Source organism: Akkermansiaceae bacterium (genome assembly GCA_019634595.1).
Taxonomy (GTDB): domain Bacteria; phylum Verrucomicrobiota; class Verrucomicrobiia; order Verrucomicrobiales; family Akkermansiaceae; genus Luteolibacter.
The window spans coordinates 1,165,821-1,185,026 of record JAHCBC010000001.1; the positions used below are offsets into that span (position 1 = coordinate 1,165,821).

At 61.9% G+C, this 19,206-nt stretch carries 15 protein-coding genes; 9 read left to right on the top strand and 6 right to left on the bottom strand.

The window, feature by feature from the left end:
* Positions 1-299: 299 nt before the first annotated feature.
* The 4 genes from aspS to KF712_05030 all read right to left on the bottom strand — a co-directional run bounded on the left by aspS (position 300) and on the right by KF712_05030 (position 4,469).
* Positions 300-2,120: an aspartate--tRNA ligase gene (gene aspS, locus KF712_05015; protein ID MBX3740329.1), complete on the bottom strand. Its 1,821-nt coding sequence runs from the start codon at positions 2,118-2,120 to the stop codon at positions 300-302.
* Positions 2,121-2,185: 65 nt separating this feature from the next.
* On the bottom strand, positions 2,186-2,599 hold the full coding sequence (locus KF712_05020) for a GxxExxY protein (GenBank protein ID MBX3740330.1): 414 nt from the start codon (positions 2,597-2,599) through the stop codon (positions 2,186-2,188).
* A 25-nt stretch (positions 2,600-2,624) separates the two neighbouring features.
* A complete protein-coding gene (gene hisS / locus KF712_05025; GenBank protein MBX3740331.1) occupies positions 2,625-3,923 on the bottom strand; it encodes a histidine--tRNA ligase in 1,299 nt (432 codons plus the stop codon).
* Positions 3,924-4,064: 141 nt separating this feature from the next.
* Positions 4,065-4,469 (bottom strand): DUF393 domain-containing protein, encoded by a 405-nt coding sequence (locus tag KF712_05030; protein MBX3740332.1) that lies wholly within the window; start codon positions 4,467-4,469, stop codon positions 4,065-4,067.
* Between the two features lie 71 nt (positions 4,470-4,540).
* On the opposite strand from KF712_05030, the gene KF712_05035 reads away from it, so the two are divergent.
* The 7 genes from KF712_05035 to raiA all read left to right on the top strand — a co-directional run bounded on the left by KF712_05035 (position 4,541) and on the right by raiA (position 12,780).
* Positions 4,541-4,906: a Dabb family protein gene (locus KF712_05035; protein MBX3740333.1), complete on the top strand. Its 366-nt coding sequence runs from the start codon at positions 4,541-4,543 to the stop codon at positions 4,904-4,906.
* 119 nt (positions 4,907-5,025) lie between these two features.
* The gene (locus KF712_05040) at positions 5,026-6,009 is read left to right on the top strand and encodes a bifunctional oligoribonuclease/PAP phosphatase NrnA (protein MBX3740334.1); all 984 of its coding nucleotides are present in this window, start codon (positions 5,026-5,028) and stop codon (positions 6,007-6,009) included.
* A 35-nt stretch (positions 6,010-6,044) separates the two neighbouring features.
* Positions 6,045-6,779 (top strand): tRNA pseudouridine(55) synthase TruB, encoded by a 735-nt coding sequence (gene truB, locus KF712_05045; GenBank protein MBX3740335.1) that lies wholly within the window; start codon positions 6,045-6,047, stop codon positions 6,777-6,779.
* Positions 6,780-6,786: 7 nt separating this feature from the next.
* A complete protein-coding gene (locus KF712_05050; protein ID MBX3740336.1) occupies positions 6,787-7,716 on the top strand; it encodes a bifunctional riboflavin kinase/FAD synthetase in 930 nt (309 codons plus the stop codon).
* Positions 7,717-7,964: 248 nt separating this feature from the next.
* Positions 7,965-10,367 carry a type II and III secretion system protein gene (locus KF712_05055; protein ID MBX3740337.1) on the top strand — a complete coding sequence of 801 codons (2,403 nt, stop codon included), beginning with the start codon at positions 7,965-7,967 and terminating at the stop codon, positions 10,365-10,367.
* Positions 10,368-10,408: 41 nt separating this feature from the next.
* On the top strand, positions 10,409-11,938 hold the full coding sequence (locus KF712_05060) for a hypothetical protein (GenBank protein MBX3740338.1): 1,530 nt from the start codon (positions 10,409-10,411) through the stop codon (positions 11,936-11,938).
* 251 nt (positions 11,939-12,189) lie between these two features.
* Positions 12,190-12,780, top strand: a complete 591-nt coding sequence (raiA, locus tag KF712_05065) for a ribosome-associated translation inhibitor RaiA (protein MBX3740339.1) — start codon at positions 12,190-12,192, stop codon at positions 12,778-12,780.
* Positions 12,781-13,305: 525 nt separating this feature from the next.
* Here raiA and rpsA read toward each other — a convergent pair.
* Positions 13,306-15,012 carry a 30S ribosomal protein S1 gene (rpsA, locus tag KF712_05070; protein ID MBX3740340.1) on the bottom strand — a complete coding sequence of 569 codons (1,707 nt, stop codon included), beginning with the start codon at positions 15,010-15,012 and terminating at the stop codon, positions 13,306-13,308.
* Between the two features lie 235 nt (positions 15,013-15,247).
* Here rpsA and KF712_05075 point away from each other — a divergent pair, with 235 nt between their 5' ends.
* Both KF712_05075 and KF712_05080 read left to right on the top strand, forming a co-directional pair.
* Positions 15,248-16,405: a PQQ-dependent sugar dehydrogenase gene (locus KF712_05075; protein MBX3740341.1), complete on the top strand. Its 1,158-nt coding sequence runs from the start codon at positions 15,248-15,250 to the stop codon at positions 16,403-16,405.
* Between the two features lie 108 nt (positions 16,406-16,513).
* Complete coding sequence (locus tag KF712_05080; protein MBX3740342.1) at positions 16,514-16,990, top strand: hypothetical protein; 477 nt, start codon at positions 16,514-16,516, stop codon at positions 16,988-16,990.
* 152 nt (positions 16,991-17,142) lie between these two features.
* Here KF712_05080 and recG read toward each other — a convergent pair whose 3' ends face one another.
* Positions 17,143-19,194 (bottom strand): ATP-dependent DNA helicase RecG, encoded by a 2,052-nt coding sequence (gene recG, locus KF712_05085; protein MBX3740343.1) that lies wholly within the window; start codon positions 19,192-19,194, stop codon positions 17,143-17,145.
* Between the last annotated feature and the right edge of the window lie 12 nt (positions 19,195-19,206).

Consider the following 19,206-nt stretch of genomic DNA (forward strand, 5'->3'; position numbering starts at 1 on the left):
TGGAAGTGTTGGCAGGGACCGCATTGCGGCATAGCCGCTATGTCCGCTGCGCTTCCATTCCATGCGGTCAGGCGGAGGCAATGTCTTTCACCCCGCGACAGTCGGTTTCCCAATGTCTTTCCCTCGGAAGAATCGCAGGGATCATCAGGAAAATCGGAATCGTGGGATGATGGACATCCACCCTGCCGGACGGTTTGGAAAACCGTCCCTGCCGAAGACCGGATCCCTGCCACTTGATACCCCAAAAAAAGAGGCCGGAAGGAAATCCCCCCGGCCTCTCTTGGATAATGGTGGCAGGATCAGGCCTGCGGGGCCTTCTCGGCCGCTGGTGCCGCCTTCGGATCCTTGTAGGTGGACTGCACATAGACCTCGCGCAGCAGCTTGAAGTCGATCTGGCAGGGGCTGTTGGCCATGAGGTCCGCGCCCTTGTTGTTTTTCGGGAAGGCGATCACCTCGCGGATGCTGTCCTCACCGGCGACCAGCATGGCGATGCGGTCGAGGCCGAGCGCAAGGCCACCGTGCGGAGGCGCGCCGAAGCGGAAGGCATCCAGGATGTGGCCGAACTTGATCTGCTGTTCCTCCGCGTCCACGCCCAGAACGGTGAACATCTTCGCCTGCAGGTCCTTTTCATGGATCCGGATGGAACCACCGCCCAGCTCATAGCCGTTCAGCACGACGTCATAGGCCACGGCGCGGACGTCCGCATACTCACCGGCTTCGAGCTTGGCGATGTCGTCAGGGTTCGGGCGGGTGAACGGGTGGTGCACGGCGACCCAGTGGCCGCTCTCCTCGTCATGGGCGAGCAGCGGGAAATCGACGACCCACAGGAAGTTGTAGGCGGAGGAGTCCTTCACCAGTCCCATCATGTCCGCGATCTCCACGCGGACGCGGCCGAGGATGGTGCTGACGCTCTCGCGCTTGCCCGCGGCGAAGAAGACGATGTCGCCTTCCGCGAGGCCGAGCTTGGCAACGACGGCTTCCTTTTCGGAGTCGGTGAAGATCTTCCAGAGGGGGCTCTTGTATTCGCCGTTCTCCAGCTTGATGAAAGCCAGGTTCTTCACCGGCAGGCCTGCCTGCACGGCGATCTCGTTGAGGCGGTTCATCTGGCCGGTGGTGATGCCGGCGAAGCCCTTCGCGTTGATGGCACGGACCACGCCGCCGCCGTCGATGATGCTGCGGAAGATCTTGAACTCGGTCGTGGCGAAGACATCGCCCAGATCCGTGATCTTCATGTCATAGCGGGTGTCCGGCTTGTCGGAGCCGTAGATGTCCTCCGCGTCGCGGTAGGTCATGCGCGGGAACGGGGTCGGCACGTCGATGCCGAGGCCCGCCTTGAACATGGAGGCGAGCAGGCCTTCCACCAGCTTGATGATGTCTTCCTGGCTGACGAAGCTGGCTTCGATGTCGATCTGGGTGAACTCCGGCTGGCGGTCCGCGCGCAGGTCCTCGTCACGGAAGCAACGGGCGATCTGGAAATACTTCTCCAGGCCTGCGACCATCATGAGCTGCTTGTACTGCTGGGGAGCCTGCGGCAGCGCGTAGAAGCGGCCCGGGTTCAGGCGGGATGGAACGAGGAAGTCCCGCGCGCCTTCCGGAGTCGGGTTGGAAAGGATCGGCGTCTCCACCTCGAAGAATCCGCTCTCGTCCAGATAGCGGCGGGCGGCGGAAGTGATGACGGCACGCTGGCGGATGTTCTTGCTCATGCGCGGGCGGCGCAGGTCGAGGTAGCGGTACTTCATCCGCAGGTCCTCGTTGGACAGCTCCTTGTCGAGCTGGAACGGCAGCACCTCCGCCTTGTTCACGATCGTAAGTGTCTCCGCGACGATCTCGATGGTGCCGGTGGCGAGCTTCGAGTTGGTGGTGTCCACTTCGTCCGTCTTGAGGCGGGCCTCCACCTTGCCGGAAATCTGGACCACATCCTCCACGCGGAGCGTGTGGGAGACATCGGCGGCTTCCTTGGAGATTTCCGAGCGGAAGACACACTGGGTCACCCCCTCCCGGTCACGGAGGTCGATGAAGATCACCCCGCCCTGGTCACGGGCCGAATTGACCCAACCGATCAGGGTAACGGTTTTACCGATGTCGGATTCGCGGAGTTCGTTGCAATGATGTGTGCGCATGGGAGAGAAGAAATCATTCAACCACAGATGAACAGGATGTACACAGATGGAAGAATGGATGGGATTCAGGATTGGAGGAGGGGTGGTTCGGGTGGCGTCAGGGTTACCCGTTTGAATTGGAGCTTGGCGTATTTGAAATTGAGGATGAGTCCGACGTTGAGGCCGGTTGCGCGCAAATAGTTCAGCATCCGTCCGATTTCCACGTCGCCGATGCGCTCGATGGTCTTCGTTTCGACGATGACTTTTCCGAATACCACCAGATCCGGTATATACTCACCGACTTTGACCTGCCGATAGTGAATGGGATACCGGCTCTGCTGCTGAAAGGGGATTCCTTGATGAAGAAACTCGACGGTCAACGCCTGTTCATACGGCTTTTCGTGGAAGCCGTGGCCGAGAGAATTCAGGACCGTGAAAGAGCACCCGATGATTTTCTCGGTCTCTTTTACCAGAATCCCATCTCTTCCATCTGCGTACATCCCGTTCATCTGTGGTTGGATTACGTCAAGCAAGCAACGGACCGTCCGGCTGGTGCATCAGGCTGGTGATCCATCCGACGGCGTTTTCGGCGCTGCCGGTGGCTTCGGTGCGGCTGGAGAGGATCTTTGCTTTCAGTTCGGGGTATTCTGAGCCGACGACGACGGCGAACCTCGCACCGGCTTTCTCGGCGTTCTGGAACTGCTTGCCGACCTTGACGTTCCCGGCGAGGGCGTAGTCGGCGGAGATGCCGGCACGGCGCAGGTCGGTGACGAGCTTCAGGCTTTCACCGCGCTTCGTCTCATCCGCCACGACGACATAGACATCGCACCCGGCGGCGTTGCGCTGCAGCCAGACTTCCATCTGCATGTTGGCGTGCGGGGTTTCCTCGATGAGGTTGCGGATCACGTAGTCCCCCATCGCGAAGCCGGTCGCGGGGAGATCCACCGCGCCTTCGGAAATGGTGGCGATCAGCGTGTCATAGCGACCACCACCCGCGACGGCGCGCATGGATTTCCTGGAGTCGAACACCTCGAACACCACGCCCGTGTAGTAGGCGAGGCCGCGGACAATGGAGAGGTCCAGCTCGACGAAGTCGCCCAGGCCGCGGGAGGTCAGGTCCGCCTTGATGGCGGCGTAGGCGGCGGAGGCGTTCTCCGGATTCGCGATGAAGGCTTTCACCTCTTCGGCGGTGAGGCAAAAGGCGTCCAGCTTCTGCGCCAGCACCTCAGGCTTCTCCCGCTCGATCTTGTCGATGATGCCGAGAAAGTCCGGGATGCGGTCTTCGGAGATGCCTTTCGCGGTCGCGTAGTCGATCCACGCCTGGCGGTCGGAAACACGGACGACGAAGTCACCCTCCACGAAGCCGAAGGCCAGCATCGACTCGATCGCCAGCGAGATCAGTTCCGCATCCGCCGCGGGTCCGGCTTCGCCGAAAATGTCCACGTTGAACTGGTGGAACTCGCGGCCACGGCCTTTCTGCGGCTTCTCATAGCGGAAGCACTGGCCGATCTCGAACCACTTGAGGGGCTTCGGGAAATTCCGCTGATGTTCCGCGATGAGGCGGGCCAGCGAGGCGGTCACCTCCGGGCGCAGCGTCACATCACGGCCACCCTGGTCCTCGAACCGGAAAAGCTGGGAGGAAAGTTCGCCGCCGGACTTTTTCAGATAAAGACCGGTGTCCTCCAGGATCGGCGTTTCATATTCCACATAACCGCAGCGGCGGGCGACTCCGCGCCAGGTTTCGAACAAATAATTCCGGATCGCGCATTCACGGGGTGTGAAATCGCGGAATCCTGGAAGGGCTTGGAAAGCTAGTGCGGCCATGGGCGGGCGGCGAGGATGCATGCCGGAACCGGCATTTCAAGACGGATTCTGGAGCAGGGAACTGGGACCGCGGAATTCATTCCGCCCCGGAGAATCCGTTTCCGGGAAAAGAGCGGAATGAATTCCGCGGTCCCAGTCCGCTCACTCCAGCAGCCGCTTCTGGACCTCCGGGTCCGGCATTTCGCAGAATCCACCCTTTTCGGAGAACCAGTAGCGGTGGTCCGCGAACCACTGGTAGGCGGCGTCCCGGATGAAACGCGGGATGATTTTCACCGGGGTCAGCAGACGCCACCAGCCGCCCAGGACGCGGGTCAGCTCGATGAGGGCCTCGCTGCGCTGGAAGATCCTGCCGTCGGACTCCCGCATCAGGACCATGGTCCCGCCCTGTTTCGCCGCGTTCCCGCCGAACCCTTTTTCCGCCGCCAGCTTCCCCTGCAGGGGGGCGAACTTCAGCCGCTTGTGGGTGTCCAGCTTCACCGCCCGGCGCACGGAGGCGGAACAGAACGCGCAATCGCCATCGAAAAACAGCACCCAGCCCATGGGCATGACGTTAGCATGGACCCGCCTGGGATGGAATTATTTCGACACGAATCCGCTGATTTCCGAGTATCCGGGATATGAAAAAACTCATCCTCTCCATCCTCGCCATGACAGCCGCCCTTTCCTCCGCCGGTGATTTCCGCCACATCGTCCTGTTCCAGTTCAAGGCCACCGCCACGCCTGAGCAGGTGAAGGAGATCGAGACCGAGTTCGCGAAGCTCCCCAGCCAGATCGACGTCATCAAGGACTTCGAGTGCGGGAAGATGGATAACGTGGAGGTGGGCTTGAACGACGGCCTCACCCACGCGTTCCTGGTCACCTTCAAGGACAAGGCGGACCTGGAGAAATACCTGCCCCACGCCGCCCACCAGGCATTCGTCGCCAAGGTGAAGCCGCTGCTGGAGAAGGCGCTGGTCTTCGACTACGAGGCGAAGGAGAAATGATGCTCATTTTGCGGCACAGCCGCCTGAAAATGGGATGACCCTGCCGTTCGCCTCCTTTATCCTTGCGCCCCACTTCTTCCCGGCAAGAATCCGCGCCCGCGCTTCGCGGTTCCATCCCCATGAGCGACCCAGCCCCCAACGCGACCATCGAGCAGCTCGGAGAGATCTTCCGGCAGCATGATTCCTTCGTGATCATGAGCCATGTCCGTCCCGACGGGGATGCGATCGGCTCGCAGATCGGCCTCGGCTTCGCGCTGATGGCAGCCGGGAAAAAGGTTCGCCTCATCAACGAGGACGGCCTGCCGGAGAGTCTGGCGTTCCTGCCGGGTTCAGAGAAAATCGAGACCCCGCCAGCGGAACCCATCGATGCGGAGATCGCCATCGCGCTGGACACCGCCACCAAGCCGCGCCTCGGGGACAACGCGCTGCACGCCGCCTCGAAGGCGAAGCTGCTGCTCAACATCGACCACCACATTTCCAACCCCGCCTACGGGGATGTGAACCTGATCGACTCCCACAGCCCGGCGACCGGCCAGATCATCTACAACATCATCACCACGCTGGGCCTGCCGCTGCCCGCGGAATCCCGGGACGCCATCTACGTCGCCGTCTCCACGGACACGGGTTCCTTCCAGTACCCCTCCACCACCGCGGCCACCTATGAAATGGCGGCGGACCTGATCCGGCGCGGACTGGATGTGGGGACCATCAACTCGAAGACCTACGACGACCATCCCTACCGCCGCGTGGAGCTCATGCGGGCGCTGCTCAACACGCTCCGGCTTTCCTCCGGCGGCAGTGTCGCCAGTTGGGAGCTGAATGACGGAACCCGCGTGGACCTGGGCCTGCGCCCGGAAGACAGCGAGGGCCTCATCGACATCATCCGCGCCATCCGCGGGGTGCGCGTGGCCGCTTTCTTCGAAGAACTGCCGGATGGAAAAGTCCGCGTCTCCATGCGCTCGAAAGACAAGAGCGTGGATGTCTGCAGGATCGCCATGCAGTTCGGCGGCGGCGGCCACTCCCTCGCCGCCGGCATCCGGATGGCGGGTCCCATCGCGGAAGCGCGTGCCAAGGTGCTCGCGGCCGTGGAGCAGGCCATCTGAGCCGCCTCCGGCCGGCGAATCATTTTTTATTACACATGAGAAGAAATCCATCGGATGATAATGGCCCCAGCGGCGTGCTGCTGATCGACAAGGCACCGGACATGACCTCGCACGACGTCGTGGCGATCGCCCGCCGTGCCCTGAACACGAAGAAAATCGGCCACTGCGGCACACTGGACCCCATGGCGACCGGCCTGCTGATGCTGGTCATCGGCCGCGCGACGAAGATCCAGGACCTGCTCATGAGCGAGGACAAGGAGTATGAGGGCACCATGACGCTCGGCGCCGTCACCTCCACCCAGGACCGCCAGGGGGAGATCCTCGAGTCGAAGCCCGTGCCGGATCTTTCCGAAGCGGAGATCAAAGCCGCCTTCGACGGGTTCACCGGACCTTTCGAACAGATCCCGCCGATGGTTTCCGCCATCAAGAAGGACGGCGTGCCGCTCTACAAGCTCGCCCGCAAGGGCCAGGTCATCGAGCGGGCGCCCCGTCCGGTGCATGTCACCTCCTACCAGATCACCCGCACCGCGCTGCCGGAGATCGACTTCACGGTGAACTGTTCGAAGGGGTTCTACGTCCGCACCTACGCCCATGACATCGGTGAAAAGCTGGGCTGCGGCGGCCACCTCAGCGCCCTGCGCCGCACCCGCTCCGGGAAATTCACGCTTGAGCGCGCCGTCACCGTGGACGAACTGAAGAACGCACCCCGTCAGGAGCTGTACAACGCGCTGGTTTCCCTCGCGGAGATCTCGCTCATGCGGGGTGCCTGAAGCCGCCATGACCACCGTCACCCGCCTCGAAGACCTTCCCGCGCTGGATGCCCCGCTGCATCTCGCGCTGGGCGTCTTCGACGGGGTGCACGTCGGCCACCAGGCCGTGATCGGGAGGGCGGTGGATGCCGCCCGCCGTGAGGGGGGGCTGGCTGGCGTGCTGACCTTTGATCCGCACCCCATCCGTGTCATCGCTCCGGCAAAGGCCCCTTCGTCCCTTCTCGCCACGCTCGGGCACAAGGCCCGTATCGTGGGTGGGCTGGGCGCGGAGCTGCTCATCCCCCTTTGTTTCGACCAGGAGCTGGCCTCCATGGAAGCAGGCCGCTTCCTCGACCTGCTGCTGGAGTCCCCGGTCCGCACCATCGCCGTGGGTGAGGACTGGAGGTTCGGCAAAGGACGCCACGGGGATGTGGAGCTTCTCCAGTCCCGGGCGGAAACCTCGGGTTTCCGGCTGGAGGCGGTGCCACCGGTGATGGTGGATGGTGAGCGGGTGAGCAGCACCCGCATCCGCCAGGCCATCCGCGACGGGAATCTATCCGCCGCGGCCACCCTTCTCGGCCGCCCCTACTCCGTCTGCGGTCCCGTCGTCCATGGCCGGCGGCTCGGACGCACGATCGGCTTCCCCACGGCGAATCTCTCGACCGGGGACGCCCAACTGCCCCCGGATGGAGTGTGGGCCGTCACCGCCCTCCTGCCGGACGGAACGGTCCGCCAGGGCGTCGCCAACCTGGGGGTCCGCCCCACCGTCGATGGCGTCACCCGCTCGCTGGAAGTCCACCTTTTCGACTTTTCGGAAGAAATTTATGGCGCCGAACTGGAGATCTCCTTCGTCGGTTTCCTCCGGCCGGAGAAGAAATTCGCCGATGTCCCCGCCCTGCGCCGGCAGATCGGCGCGGACGCCGCGCGGGCACGGGAAATCCATGGCAACCCGCGGTGAGTCCGCGGAATACTTGACACCTTTAAGTGTTCATATAAACACAGATTCATATGAACACCTTCGTTCCCGCCATCCGGAAACTCCGGGCACTGTGCCTGTCAAAGCTGGAGGCGCGGGGCTGGGTCCGCCGCCCTACCCGCCGCCGGGAGATCCAGATGGAGTTCCCCTGGCGCTAAAAAGGTGAATTTTCCCGGATTTTGCGCTTACCCTCCCGCGCCCGGCCCTCTATACGTCTCCAAAACCTTTGTATGGAGAACTCCAGAATTCTCATTCCCTCGACCGGCAGAGCCGCCTTGTTGGCCACCGCATGCCTGCTTTCCCCGCTTTTCGCCCAAGGCACTTCCGACGTCACCGGCCTCGCCGCCCGTGAACTGGCCAAACGCGGAGCCAGCACCCAGGAAGCCCATGAACTCCTTTTGAAAGGGGATGAATCCTACAACGCGGGCCGCCATGGGGATGCCGTGGAAGCCTACGCCGGAGCGCTCGACCTGCTGCCGGACGCCCCCACCACTGCCGAACTCCGCGCCGCCGCCAGGGAACGCTACGCCCAAGCCTCCGTCGAATACGCCAGAACCCTGGTGAAAAAAGGCGATCTGGCGGGCGCGAAACAAGCCGTGGACAAGGTGCTCCAGCCGGGCGTTTCCCCCAATGACCCGGGTGCCCTCGCTTTCCGCGCTGATCTGGATGATCCCATCCGCAACAATCCGGCGATGACCGCGGACCACGGCAAGAATGTCGATCAGGTCCGGAAGCTGCTCTACACCGCCGAAGGCGCCTACAACCTCGGCAAATACAACCAGGCGCGCTCCACCTACGAAGACGTGCTGCGGATCGATCCCTACAATTCCGCCGCGCGCCGTGGACTGGAACGCCTGACCGCCGCAAAGGCGGACTACCAGCGCACGGCGACCGACCAAGCCCGCGCGGAGATGCTCGGCCAGGTGGAAGCCGCGTGGGAACTTCCGCTTTCCCCGCTCGCGGTGGATCCAGCCCTCGCGGGCCAGCCCGGGCAGGCAACGGATACCTCCTTCGTCCCGGTTTCCCGGAAGCTGGACCAGATCATCATTCCGAAGATGTCCCTGGAACAGGCCTCCATCACGGATGCCATCGACTTCCTCCGCCTCCAGGTTTCCGCGAACGAATCCACCGCCGGAACCATCAACTTCAACCTGAATCTCGGGGACACGGAAAGCGCCGCCCGGATCAACGCGCTCAAGTTCGACCTCCAGCTCAACCAGACCCCTCTCTCCCAGGTCCTCAAGTATGTCACCGAACTGACGAGAACCCACTATACCACGGATGACTACTCCGTGATCATCCAGGCATCCGGGGGCGATGCCGGCCGGCTGACCTCCCGCACCTTCAAGGTTCCCCCGGGATTCCTGGCGAGCCTGAGCGAAGGGGCATCCACCCCGGCCGCCTCCGCGGATCCGTTCGCAACGACGCCTTCCGCCGGAGGAGGGCTGCTGGCGAAACGGCTGGGGGCACAGGAAGCCCTCGCCATGCAGGGCGTCCCTTTCCCGGATGGAACCAACGCCTCCTTCAACGCGCAGAACAACACGCTGCGCGTCATCAACACCGAGGCGAACCTGGAGACCATCGCCCGCATCGTCGAATCCATCTCCGAAGCGGAACCCGTGAACGTCATCACCCGGGTCACCATGATCCGCACCGACCAGCGGAACCTCGAGGAACTGGGCTTCGACTGGACTCTCGGCGGCGTGGGCTTCGACGGAGACCGCTACACCCTCAGCGGCGGCAGCCAGGGGAATGGCGGGAATCTCTTCGACGTCCCCGTCACCACCCCTCCCGGCAACAGCCTCCGCCCGATGACCGCAGGCAACCGCAGCGGCGACACCGCCGTTGACAGCAACGCCATCGACGATCTCATCAACATGGGCAGTGAACGGAGCCTGCCGGCGAACCGTGCGCCCGGCATCTTCCGGATCTCCGGGGTCTTCGGCGGCAACCAGGCAAACATGCTCATGCGCGGCCTGAGCCAGAAGACGGGCGTCGATCTCATGACGAGTCCGTCCACCGTCACGCGGAGCGGCCAGGCATCCTCCGTGCGCGTCGTCCGCGAGTTCATCTACCCGACGGAGTATGAGCCCCCGGAAATCCCGCAGACCATCAGCGCGACGGAGATCTACCTCAACGGCGTGTACATCGGCTCCGAGGGCAACAACTCCTTCCCGGTGACCCCGGCCACCCCCACCGCATTCGAAATGCGGGAAGTGGGCGTGATCCTGGAAGTCCTGCCCACCGCCGACGCCAACAAGAACTTCATCGAAGTGGTGATGAAGCCCTCCGTCACCGACTTCGATGGATTCGTGAACTATGGCACGCCGATCAACATGCCCTCAGGCACCGGCACCATCCGCGTGACCGACAACTCGATCCTGATGCCGGTGTTCAGCACCCAGAGGGTGGACATCCCCACTCTCAACGTCGCGGACGGATCCACCATCATCGTCGGCGGACTGCTCCGGCAGAACCTGCAGAGCGTGGAGGACAAGAGTCCCGTTCTGGGGAACCTGCCCGTGTTGGGACGCCTGTTCCAGTCAAAGGCCCACCAGCCGGTCTCCACCGCCATCATCTTCATGGTGAACGTCCAGCTCGTGGATCCCACCGGACGTCCGTTCCGGCAGTAGCAATGATCCGCTGACTTCCTTTCCCATCATCACAATCGCCGATGTCTTCACAACCCGCCGAGCCGGAGAAATATTCGCTCGATGAAATGCTGGAACGCCTGCAGGGCAAGCCTTCCCCGACCCCCGAAGATTCGGGCGAACTGGTGACCCGCGCCGATGGCACCCAGGCCATCAAGGTCAGGAAGCGCAAGCGCCGGAGCACCCAGCCCCACAAGGAGGCCGCGAAGAAAGCCTCCCGCCTGCGCGCCTTCCAGGTTTCCTCGGTCGTCGTCCTGATGATCCTGGCGGGAATCCTGTTCGGAGGACTCATCATCTACGCGAACAGCGCCCCTTACCGGAAGAAGATCATCTCGAAGTTCAACACCGGGACCGGTGCGAACATCCGTTTCCAGCAACTCCAGACCAGCCCTACGGGCATGACCGCCCGTGCGGCCGATCTGGAATGGCCGGGGGGCAATCTGCTGAAATCACTCTCACTCCACGATATCCGCGCGCAGTCCCTCATGGGCGGCGTCATCGGAAGCCGTTGGAGCGTCAATGAGATTTCCGCCACCGGCGGGAAACTCGTGATCGGCCCCCGGCAGGGAGGGCAGCCTCTCCGCTACTTTCCGGATGCCGGAGCATCCCCCATCTCGGTCGAACGCCTGGCCGTCGGCAACCTCGAGATTCTTCTCGGTGATGCCAGCGCCCCTTCCCTCCGCCTCCAGAAGACCGAAGGATCTTTCTACCCGGGCAGCAATGAAAAGGCGCCCTCCCTGCGTCTTTTCCGCGGTGAGATGCACATCCCGGAATGGCCGGTCTTCCGGATGGACCGCGCGCTTGTGGACTTCAAAGCGAATGGCGTGGACATCGTGAGCATGCGGCTCTTCCACGAACTCGACAACCTCGGCAACATCGAACTGTCCGGAGCCTTCGATCCTTCCGGAACCGGCAAGGAACAATCGCTGGAAGTGAGGATGAACTCGTTCAACATGAACGGCATCGCCGGAACCTCCCTCGGCCACCTTGTCGCCGGAAGGGTGGATTCGCGGGACGTTCCGGGCGGCGGGAACGCGCTTTCCTTCTCATCCTCCAACCCGGCGGGCCGGCTCCAGGTCGCCTTCTCATCCTCATCGAACTCCCTGCCCCGCCTCAACAACTTCTCCTTCCTCAGGAAGCTCTCCCAGCTCACGGACAATCCATGGTTCCTTGATCCCCTGTTCCATGATGGCTGCACCGGCATCCTCCACCGCGAAAACGGCGTGGTCCGGATCAGCGAACTCGTCCTTCTCTCCAAAACCCAGTTGAAAGTCACCGGGGATCTCTCGCTCGACAAAAACGAAGTGCTTTCCGGAACCCTGGATGTGGGTCTGCCGGAAGCAACCGTCACCGGTGGCCGCAACCCCGCCCTCGGCCAGGTGTTCAAGGAAAGCAAGGATGGCTTCCGCTGGGTGACGCTCAAGATTTCCGGAACCAGCGGCCGTCCCGTGGACAACTTCGCCGACCTGGCCCAAGCCGCCGGTGAAACCGTGGGTGAACCGGCCGAAGGCAAGGACCTGTTCGATACCCTCACCGCCCCGAAGGGCCGCTGAGATCCCCTCTTCCCATGGGCCCGGGTCCGGGATGGACGCCGGTTTCCCTGCGGAAAAGACCCCGGTTTCAGGGCATCCATCCCGCTCCTCCCGCTGTGGAAGCGGACGGGGAAGCCCAAATCCTGTTAGATGCGTGGAATCGGATTTTTTGTGAAGATCAGCGTGGCATTCTTCTGAAAGGTGGTCCAATATGTCAGGTGGATAAGGCGGATGAAACCGCCATCCATTTCACCTGAAACACATATAGAACCATGCAAACTGCCAACGTCAATCTGCCGATCACCGTCACGGTGCGCCACGAGCAAGTGACTGATGCCCTGCGCGATCACGTCCACAAGAAGATCGAAGGACTCCATCTGGACTACCCGCGCATCATCGAAGCCAAAGCCATTCTCGACGTTCAGAAAAACCGATTTATCGCCGAAGTCATCCTCCACTGTGCGAACCACATCCACATCGAGGCCCACACGGAGGGCAAGGACATGTACGCCGCGATCGATGAGACGGTGGACAAGATCGCCCGCCGGATGCGGAAGCACAAAACCCGCCTGCTCAAGAAAAACCGCCCTCACCGGAACGAATCCATCCGGCACCTGGAGGAGCGCTTCTTCACCGAGGACGCCCTCGACCACCCGGAAGAGGCGGAGCACGATCCGGAACCATTCATCATCCATCCGGAGAACTACGCCATCAAGACGATGTACAAGGAGGATGCCATCATGCAGCTCGAGCTGTCCGACCGGCCGTTCGTGCTCTACAAGAGCGCCCGCCGCGGCTGCCTGACCATCGTCTATCGCCGCAAGGACGGCGAATACGCCGCGATGGACATCAAGGAAGGATGATCCCGCGGTAACGTCGCGTTCGATCCACAAAAAGAAGCCGGGCGGGAGTGATCCCGTCCGGCTTTTTTCGCATGTGGCGGCGATCACCGGTCGCCGTAGGTTCAATGCCACCGGATCTGCGGTGCGGTAGCGGGCTTCCCGTGATGAAAAGGTGGCATCGATGTTTCGTTGGGATCGGAAGGCCGCACTTATCCGCCCAGACGCAATGGCGCAGCCATGATTTGCACGTGGCGGCGATCACCGGTCGCCGTCGTTTCCATACCACTGGCTGTGCGGTGCGGTAGCGGGCTTCCCGTGATGAAAAGATGGCATCGATGCTTCGTTGGGATCGGAAGGTCGCACTCATCCACCCAGCCGTAATGGCGCAGCCATTACGCTACGGGAGAGATCGCCGCTCTGATGGTGGAATGGGGACCGGGGGATTGCACCCGTCGCAAGGACGGCGACCGGTGATCGCCGCCACAAAATGAAGAAAGCCGGCCGGGAAAAACCCGGCCGGCTTTTTGAATTTCAGACGGAGGAGGATTATTCCTCGCCCGGACGCCACTCTTCGGAGGCGGCTGCCGCAAGGTTGAACGCTTGCTCGAGGCCCACCATCTCGGAAGACGGACGGAGGCTTTCGAAGCTGGCGGACTCTTTCTTGAGCTGCTCTTCGGAGTAGTTGACGGCCTTGATGGAGAGGCCGATGCGGCGCTCCACCTTGTCCACCTTGATGACGCGGGCTTCGATGGTGTCACCGACCTTGATGATGTCCTTGACCTTCTCCACGTGGTCTTCGCTGAGTTGCGAGATGTGGATGAGACCGTCGATGTCGCCGTCGAGGCTGACGAACGCGCCGAAGGAAGCGATCTTCGCCACAGTGCCCTTGACCAGGTCGCCCACCTTGAAGCGGCTGTCGATGAGGCTCCATGGATCGTCTTCGGTCTGCTTGATGCCGAGGGAGACGCGCTGGTTGGCCTTGTCGATCGCAAGCACGATGGCTTCCACTTCGTCGCTCTTCTTGAGAACTTCGGACGGGTGGTTGATCTTGCGGGTCCAGGACATGTCGGACACGTGGATCATGCCGTCGATGCCTTCTTCCAGTTCCACGAACGCACCGTAGGCGGTGAGGTTGCGGACCGGTCCCTTGATGGTCGCGCCGACCGGGTAGCGGAGTTCGATCTCGTCCCATGGGTTCGAGTCGAGCTGGCGGACGCCGAGGGAGATTTTCTGCTCCTCGATGGAGATGCCGAGAACGACGGCTTCGATTTCCTGGCCGATCTCAAGCACGTCCGAAGGACGGGTGATGCGCTTGACCCAGCTGAGTTCGGAAACGTGGACGAGACCTTCGACACCGCGCTCGATTTCGACGAACGCACCGTAGGGAAGGAGCTTGGTGACCTTGCCCTTGACCTGTTGGCCGATGGGGTACTTGCGCTCGATGTCTTCCCATGGGTTGTCGGACATTTGCTTGAGGCCGAGCGACACGCGCTCTTTCTCGCGGTCCACGTCGAGGATGATGACCTCGACGGACTGGCCGATGTGGAGGAGTTCGGAAGGATGGTTGATCCGGCCCCACGACATGTCGGTGATGTGGAGCAGGCCGTCCATGCCCTGGAGATCGACGAACGCACCGAAGTCGGTGATGTTCTTGATCGCGCCGACCACCTTGTCCCCGACCTTGACGGTCTGGAGGAAGCGCTGGCGGAGCTCGGAGCGCTCGGCTTCGATGACTTCGCGGCGGGAGAGAACGATGTTCTTCCGCTCGTCGTTGACCTTGACGATCTTGAATTCGTAGACGTTGCCGACGTATTCGTTGAGATCCTTCGGCGGGATGATGTCCACCTGGGAACCTGGAAGGAATGCTTCGACGCCGACATTGACGGTGAGGCCGCCTTTGACGACGGACTTGACCTTGCCGCGAACGAGGCCGCCGTCCTGGAACACCTTGACGATCTTTTCCCAGTTCTGCTTGTGGGCGGCCTTCTCCTTGGAGAGGACGACCATGCCTTCGTCGTTCTCGAGCTTCTCGAGGAGGACTTCGATTTCATCGCCGACTTCGATCTCTTCGTCCTCGAATTCGTTGGACGGGATCGCGCCTTCGGACTTGTAGCCGATGTCGACGAGGACGACCTGCGGGCGGATCTCGAGGATGGTGCCCTTGACGATCGATCCTTCGCGGAATTCGCGGAACTTGGAATCGATCAGGTCGCTGAGTTCTTGGTTTCTGGGTTCCGCTGGTGCGTAAGCCATTTTGTTTGTTTGGTTTATGGTTTGGTTGTGGGTTCGTTTTCCTTCCGACATTGTCCCGATCGTTGAAAGCGGGCAGACACCGGGACTCCAACCGTCTGCCCGCCCGAAGAAAAGCGGACGGCGAAACTACGATTTCGCCCTGCTTTGACAAGCCGAAACCCGCATAAAATCAGGGTTTTCACCGTGGATAGGAATCCGGTTGAGCGTCCGGGAAATCCCGGTAGATTCCGGCACCATGGATCTGAAAGCTCTCACCCTCTCCGCCCTCGTCCTTTCCTCCCTGCCGCTCCATGCGGAAATCGCCGGCAAACCCATCGCCAAAGGCTTCGAACGCCCGGTGTGGGCGGGTGTGCCGCAGGGCGTGGAAGGCAAGATCTGGGTGATGGAGCAGGCCGGACGCGTGTGGATCGTGGACATCGCCAGCGGGAAGTGGAGCGACAAGCCGTTTCTGGACGTCCGGGAACTGGTGAGCCGGAAAGGAAACGAGGAAGGCCTGCTGGGCCTCGCCTTCGCCAAGGACTTCCAGACCACCGGGCGCTATTACGTGAACTATACGGACAAGGAAAAGCAGACGAAGATCGTCCGCTACGTTTCCGCGGACAAGCAGACGACCGACCCCGCGACGGCGGAGGAGATCCTGGTTTATCCCAGCGAGTTCGAGAACCACAACGGCGGCTGGATCGACTTCGGGCCGGACGGCTACCTCTACATCGGCAACGGCGACGGTGGCTCCGGCAATGACCCGAAGCAGCGCGCCCAGGATCTCGGCTCCCTGCTCGGGAAGATCCTGCGCATCGATGTTTCCCCGGAAAAGGGCTACAAGGTTCCGGCGGACAATCCCTTCGTCGGGAATGCGGAGGCGAAACCGGAGATCTGGGCCTATGGCGTGCGGAATCCGTGGCGGAACTCATTCGACCGCGAGACCGGCGACTTCTGGATCGCCGATGTGGGCCAGGGCCTGTGGGAGGAAGTCAACTTTGTCCCGAAAGGCGAAGGCAAGGGCGCGAACTTCGGCTGGAGGCTGCGTGAAGGCCTGATCGCCACGCCGACCAAGGGAGTCGGCGGTGAGGCCCCCGGTGCCGTGGAACCGATCTACGTCTATAAACACGGCATGGGCGAGGACCAGGGGCTTTCCATCACCGGCGGTTATGTCTATCGCGGCTCCGCCGTCCCTGAACTGAAGGGCCGCTACATTTTCGCGGACTACCAGAACCCGCGGATCTGGTCCTTCGTCGAGAAAAACGGCAAGGCGACCGACTTCAAGGACCACACGAAGGCGCTCCAACCGGAAGGCGGCCGCATCAATCTCATTTCCTCCTTCGCGGAGGACAACAAGGGCGAGATCTTCCTGCTCGACCACAGCGGTGTGGTCTACCAGATCGTGGAGAAGTAACGGGAAAAGTTCGTTCTACGGAGTGCGGCTTGCCTGTTACTGGGGCCAGCAAAAACAAGCGGACTGAATCCGCGCTCCGTTCCCAAATCCTCCTGACAGGATCGTTTCATGAAATTGATTCCCCCCATTCTTCTGATGTTCGCCTTGCTGACGGGTTGTTCGTCCTTTGATCAGAATCAGAGAAAATCCGCCAAGGAGGTCGAGTCATTCACCCATCGCGAGGGAGTGCTGACAATTTTTTCACTCGATCCGAATTTACCTGATGAAGAAGTTCCAGATGCGTTTCATCGATACCGGGTTCTGGGCCGTACCGTGGTGACAAATGCCGGCCAGAAGGAAGACCTGCTCCGGAAGCTGGCGGAAAGCATACGGCGGAACGAAGGAGAGGTTGCTGCCTGTTTCAATCCCCGGCACGGCCTGCGCTTCGAGGCCGATGGCAAACAGGTGGACATGGTGATATGTTTCGAGTGCCGATCAGCTGATGTGTACGGATCATCTGTCGAAAACTTTCTTCTAACAGGACATGGCAAGGCGGAGTTCGACGCGGTATTGACCGGGCAAGGGATTCCGCCAGGCGAGGAATAAAGCGGATCTGATGAAATTGGACCGCGGAATTCATTCCGCTTGACTGCCCAAACCCGATTCTCCGGGGCGGAATGAATTCCGCGGTCCCAGTGGCTGATGAAGCCAAGCGAACTAAAGTCCACGCTCCGATTCAGAGCATGCCAAGGAGCCGATCAGGCGGTGGAGGGCTGGGAGATTTCCCCGTTTTCCGTAATCAATCCCCGCAGAACCTCATACGCGCCATCGAGCCGGGGATCATCCGCCAGGATTTTCTCCGCGAGCGCACGCGCTTCCCGCAGCAGCGGTGTGTCCGCCAGGAACTCCACGAACTTCAGGTCGGAAACACCGCTCTGCATGGTGCCGAGAACGTCACCCGGACCACGCAGGCGGAGGTCCGCTTCCGCGATCTCGAATCCGTCCGCGGTCTGCTCCAACACTTTGAGCTTTTCCATGGCTTCCGGGGATTTGCCGTCCGTGAGGAGGACGCAATACCCCTTGTGCCCTCCCCGGCCGATCCTGCCGCGCAACTGGTGGAGCTGCGCGAGTCCGAAGCGGTCGGCATGGTGCAGGATCATGACGCTGGCATTCGGAACATCGACCCCGACCTCGATGACGGTGGTGGCGACCAATGCCGCGATCTCACCGTCCCGGAAACGTCTCATGACTTCTTCCTTCTCCTCCGGCTTCAGCTTGCCATGCACCATGCCGACCTCATATCCGGAAAGGCGCTTCCTCCACTTCTCGAGCGCCTCGGTGGCGGACTCAATTTTGAGTGATTCGCTTTCATCCACCAAGGGATAGACGAGGTAGGCCTGCCTGCCTTCCTTGAGTTGTTCCTTCACGAACTTCGTCACATCCGTCTGGGAGGCTTTCACCCGCACGGCGGTGATGATCTTCGAGCGGCCCGGCGGCTTTTCATCCAGCAGAGAGACATCCAGGTCCCCATAGATGGTCATGGTCAGGGTGCGCGGGATGGGGGTGGCGGTCATGACCAGCACATCCGGCATGACTCCCTGGCGGATGAGCGCGGCACGCTGCGCGACGCCGAATTTGTGCTGTTCATCGATCACCACCAGGCCGAGATCCCGGAAGGCGACGGAATCAAAGAACAGGGCATGGGTGCCGATGATGATCTGTGGATCTCCCTCCAGCTGCAGGTGGGTGTCCTCCCCCCGGTTTCCGGTGCGCAGCGAGATGCGGATGCCCAGCGGATCCAGCCAGCGGCGGAAGGTGAGGTAGTGCTGCTCCGCGAGGATCTGGGTGGGGGCCATGAGGGCGGCCTGGCAGCCGGAATCAATGGCCAGCAGCATGGCCGCCATGGCGACGAAGGTTTTCCCGGAACCTACGTCCCCCTGGAGCAGGCGGTTCATCGGCAGCGGGCTGCGCATGTCCGCGAGGATTTCCCGGATGGAGCGCTTCTGCGCGCCGGTCAGGTCGAATGGCAGGTTCTCGTAGAACTTCGTGAGCGAGGTGGTCTTCTTTCCCAACACGCGGCCGCGCTTTTCCTGATAGCGGGCGCGCCGCCACACGACATTCAACTGGAGGGCGAAGAACTCATCGAGGGCGAGCCGCCTGCGCGCCGCCGCGGCCTGTTCCATCGACTCCGGAAAATGCACCTGCCGCAGCGCTGCCGCGCGCGGAAAGCCGGCATCCAGTTCATGAACCGGTGACAGGGAGGCGGGATCGATCTGCAGGAGCAGCAGGTGGATGATCTCCCGCAAACGCCGCTGGGAAATCCCGGGGATGTTCCGGTAGATGGGCACGATGCGCTCGATGTGGATGGAGGAGGAGGAGTCATCATCCTTCACCACCTCGAACTCGGGATGGTCGATGATCAACCGCCCGTTGCTGTCCTTCACCTTTCCATAGACGATGACATCATGCCCGGTGGCGATGACCTTCTGGATGAACGGCATGTTGAACCAACGGCAGGTGATCTTGCCTGAGCCGAACACGCCGCCGGTGCCATCCAGCACCACCGCTTCATAAAACCTACGCCCGGGGCCGGAGAAACGCATGCCGGCATCGATCACGGTGCCGCGCAGGCAGACGGGCTGCGCGGTGGCCTGGGTGGGGAAGCGGTCGAAGCGGCGGCGGTCCTCGTACCGCTTCGGGATGTGTTCCAGCAGTTGCCACGCGGTGGCATGGCCCGCGGCCGCCAGAGCGGCGGACTCCTTGCCAGGTAGCAGCGGCAGATTCACCAGTTCCTCACGCGCGGAAAACACGGCTGGAAGTGG

Coding starts and splice junctions, on each gene's coding strand:
- aspS (MBX3740329.1), bottom strand. CDS start 2,120: ATGCGCACACATCATTGCAACGAACTCCGCGAATCCGACATCGGTAAA.
- KF712_05020 (MBX3740330.1), bottom strand. CDS start 2,599: ATGTACGCAGATGGAAGAGATGGGATTCTGGTAAAAGAGACCGAGAAA.
- hisS (MBX3740331.1), bottom strand. CDS start 3,923: ATGGCCGCACTAGCTTTCCAAGCCCTTCCAGGATTCCGCGATTTCACA.
- KF712_05030 (MBX3740332.1), bottom strand. CDS start 4,469: ATGCCCATGGGCTGGGTGCTGTTTTTCGATGGCGATTGCGCGTTCTGT.
- KF712_05035 (MBX3740333.1), top strand. CDS start 4,541: ATGAAAAAACTCATCCTCTCCATCCTCGCCATGACAGCCGCCCTTTCC.
- KF712_05040 (MBX3740334.1), top strand. CDS start 5,026: ATGAGCGACCCAGCCCCCAACGCGACCATCGAGCAGCTCGGAGAGATC.
- truB (MBX3740335.1), top strand. CDS start 6,045: ATGAGAAGAAATCCATCGGATGATAATGGCCCCAGCGGCGTGCTGCTG.
- KF712_05050 (MBX3740336.1), top strand. CDS start 6,787: ATGACCACCGTCACCCGCCTCGAAGACCTTCCCGCGCTGGATGCCCCG.
- KF712_05055 (MBX3740337.1), top strand. CDS start 7,965: ATGGAGAACTCCAGAATTCTCATTCCCTCGACCGGCAGAGCCGCCTTG.
- KF712_05060 (MBX3740338.1), top strand. CDS start 10,409: ATGTCTTCACAACCCGCCGAGCCGGAGAAATATTCGCTCGATGAAATG.
- raiA (MBX3740339.1), top strand. CDS start 12,190: ATGCAAACTGCCAACGTCAATCTGCCGATCACCGTCACGGTGCGCCAC.
- rpsA (MBX3740340.1), bottom strand. CDS start 15,012: ATGGCTTACGCACCAGCGGAACCCAGAAACCAAGAACTCAGCGACCTG.
- KF712_05075 (MBX3740341.1), top strand. CDS start 15,248: ATGGATCTGAAAGCTCTCACCCTCTCCGCCCTCGTCCTTTCCTCCCTG.
- KF712_05080 (MBX3740342.1), top strand. CDS start 16,514: ATGAAATTGATTCCCCCCATTCTTCTGATGTTCGCCTTGCTGACGGGT.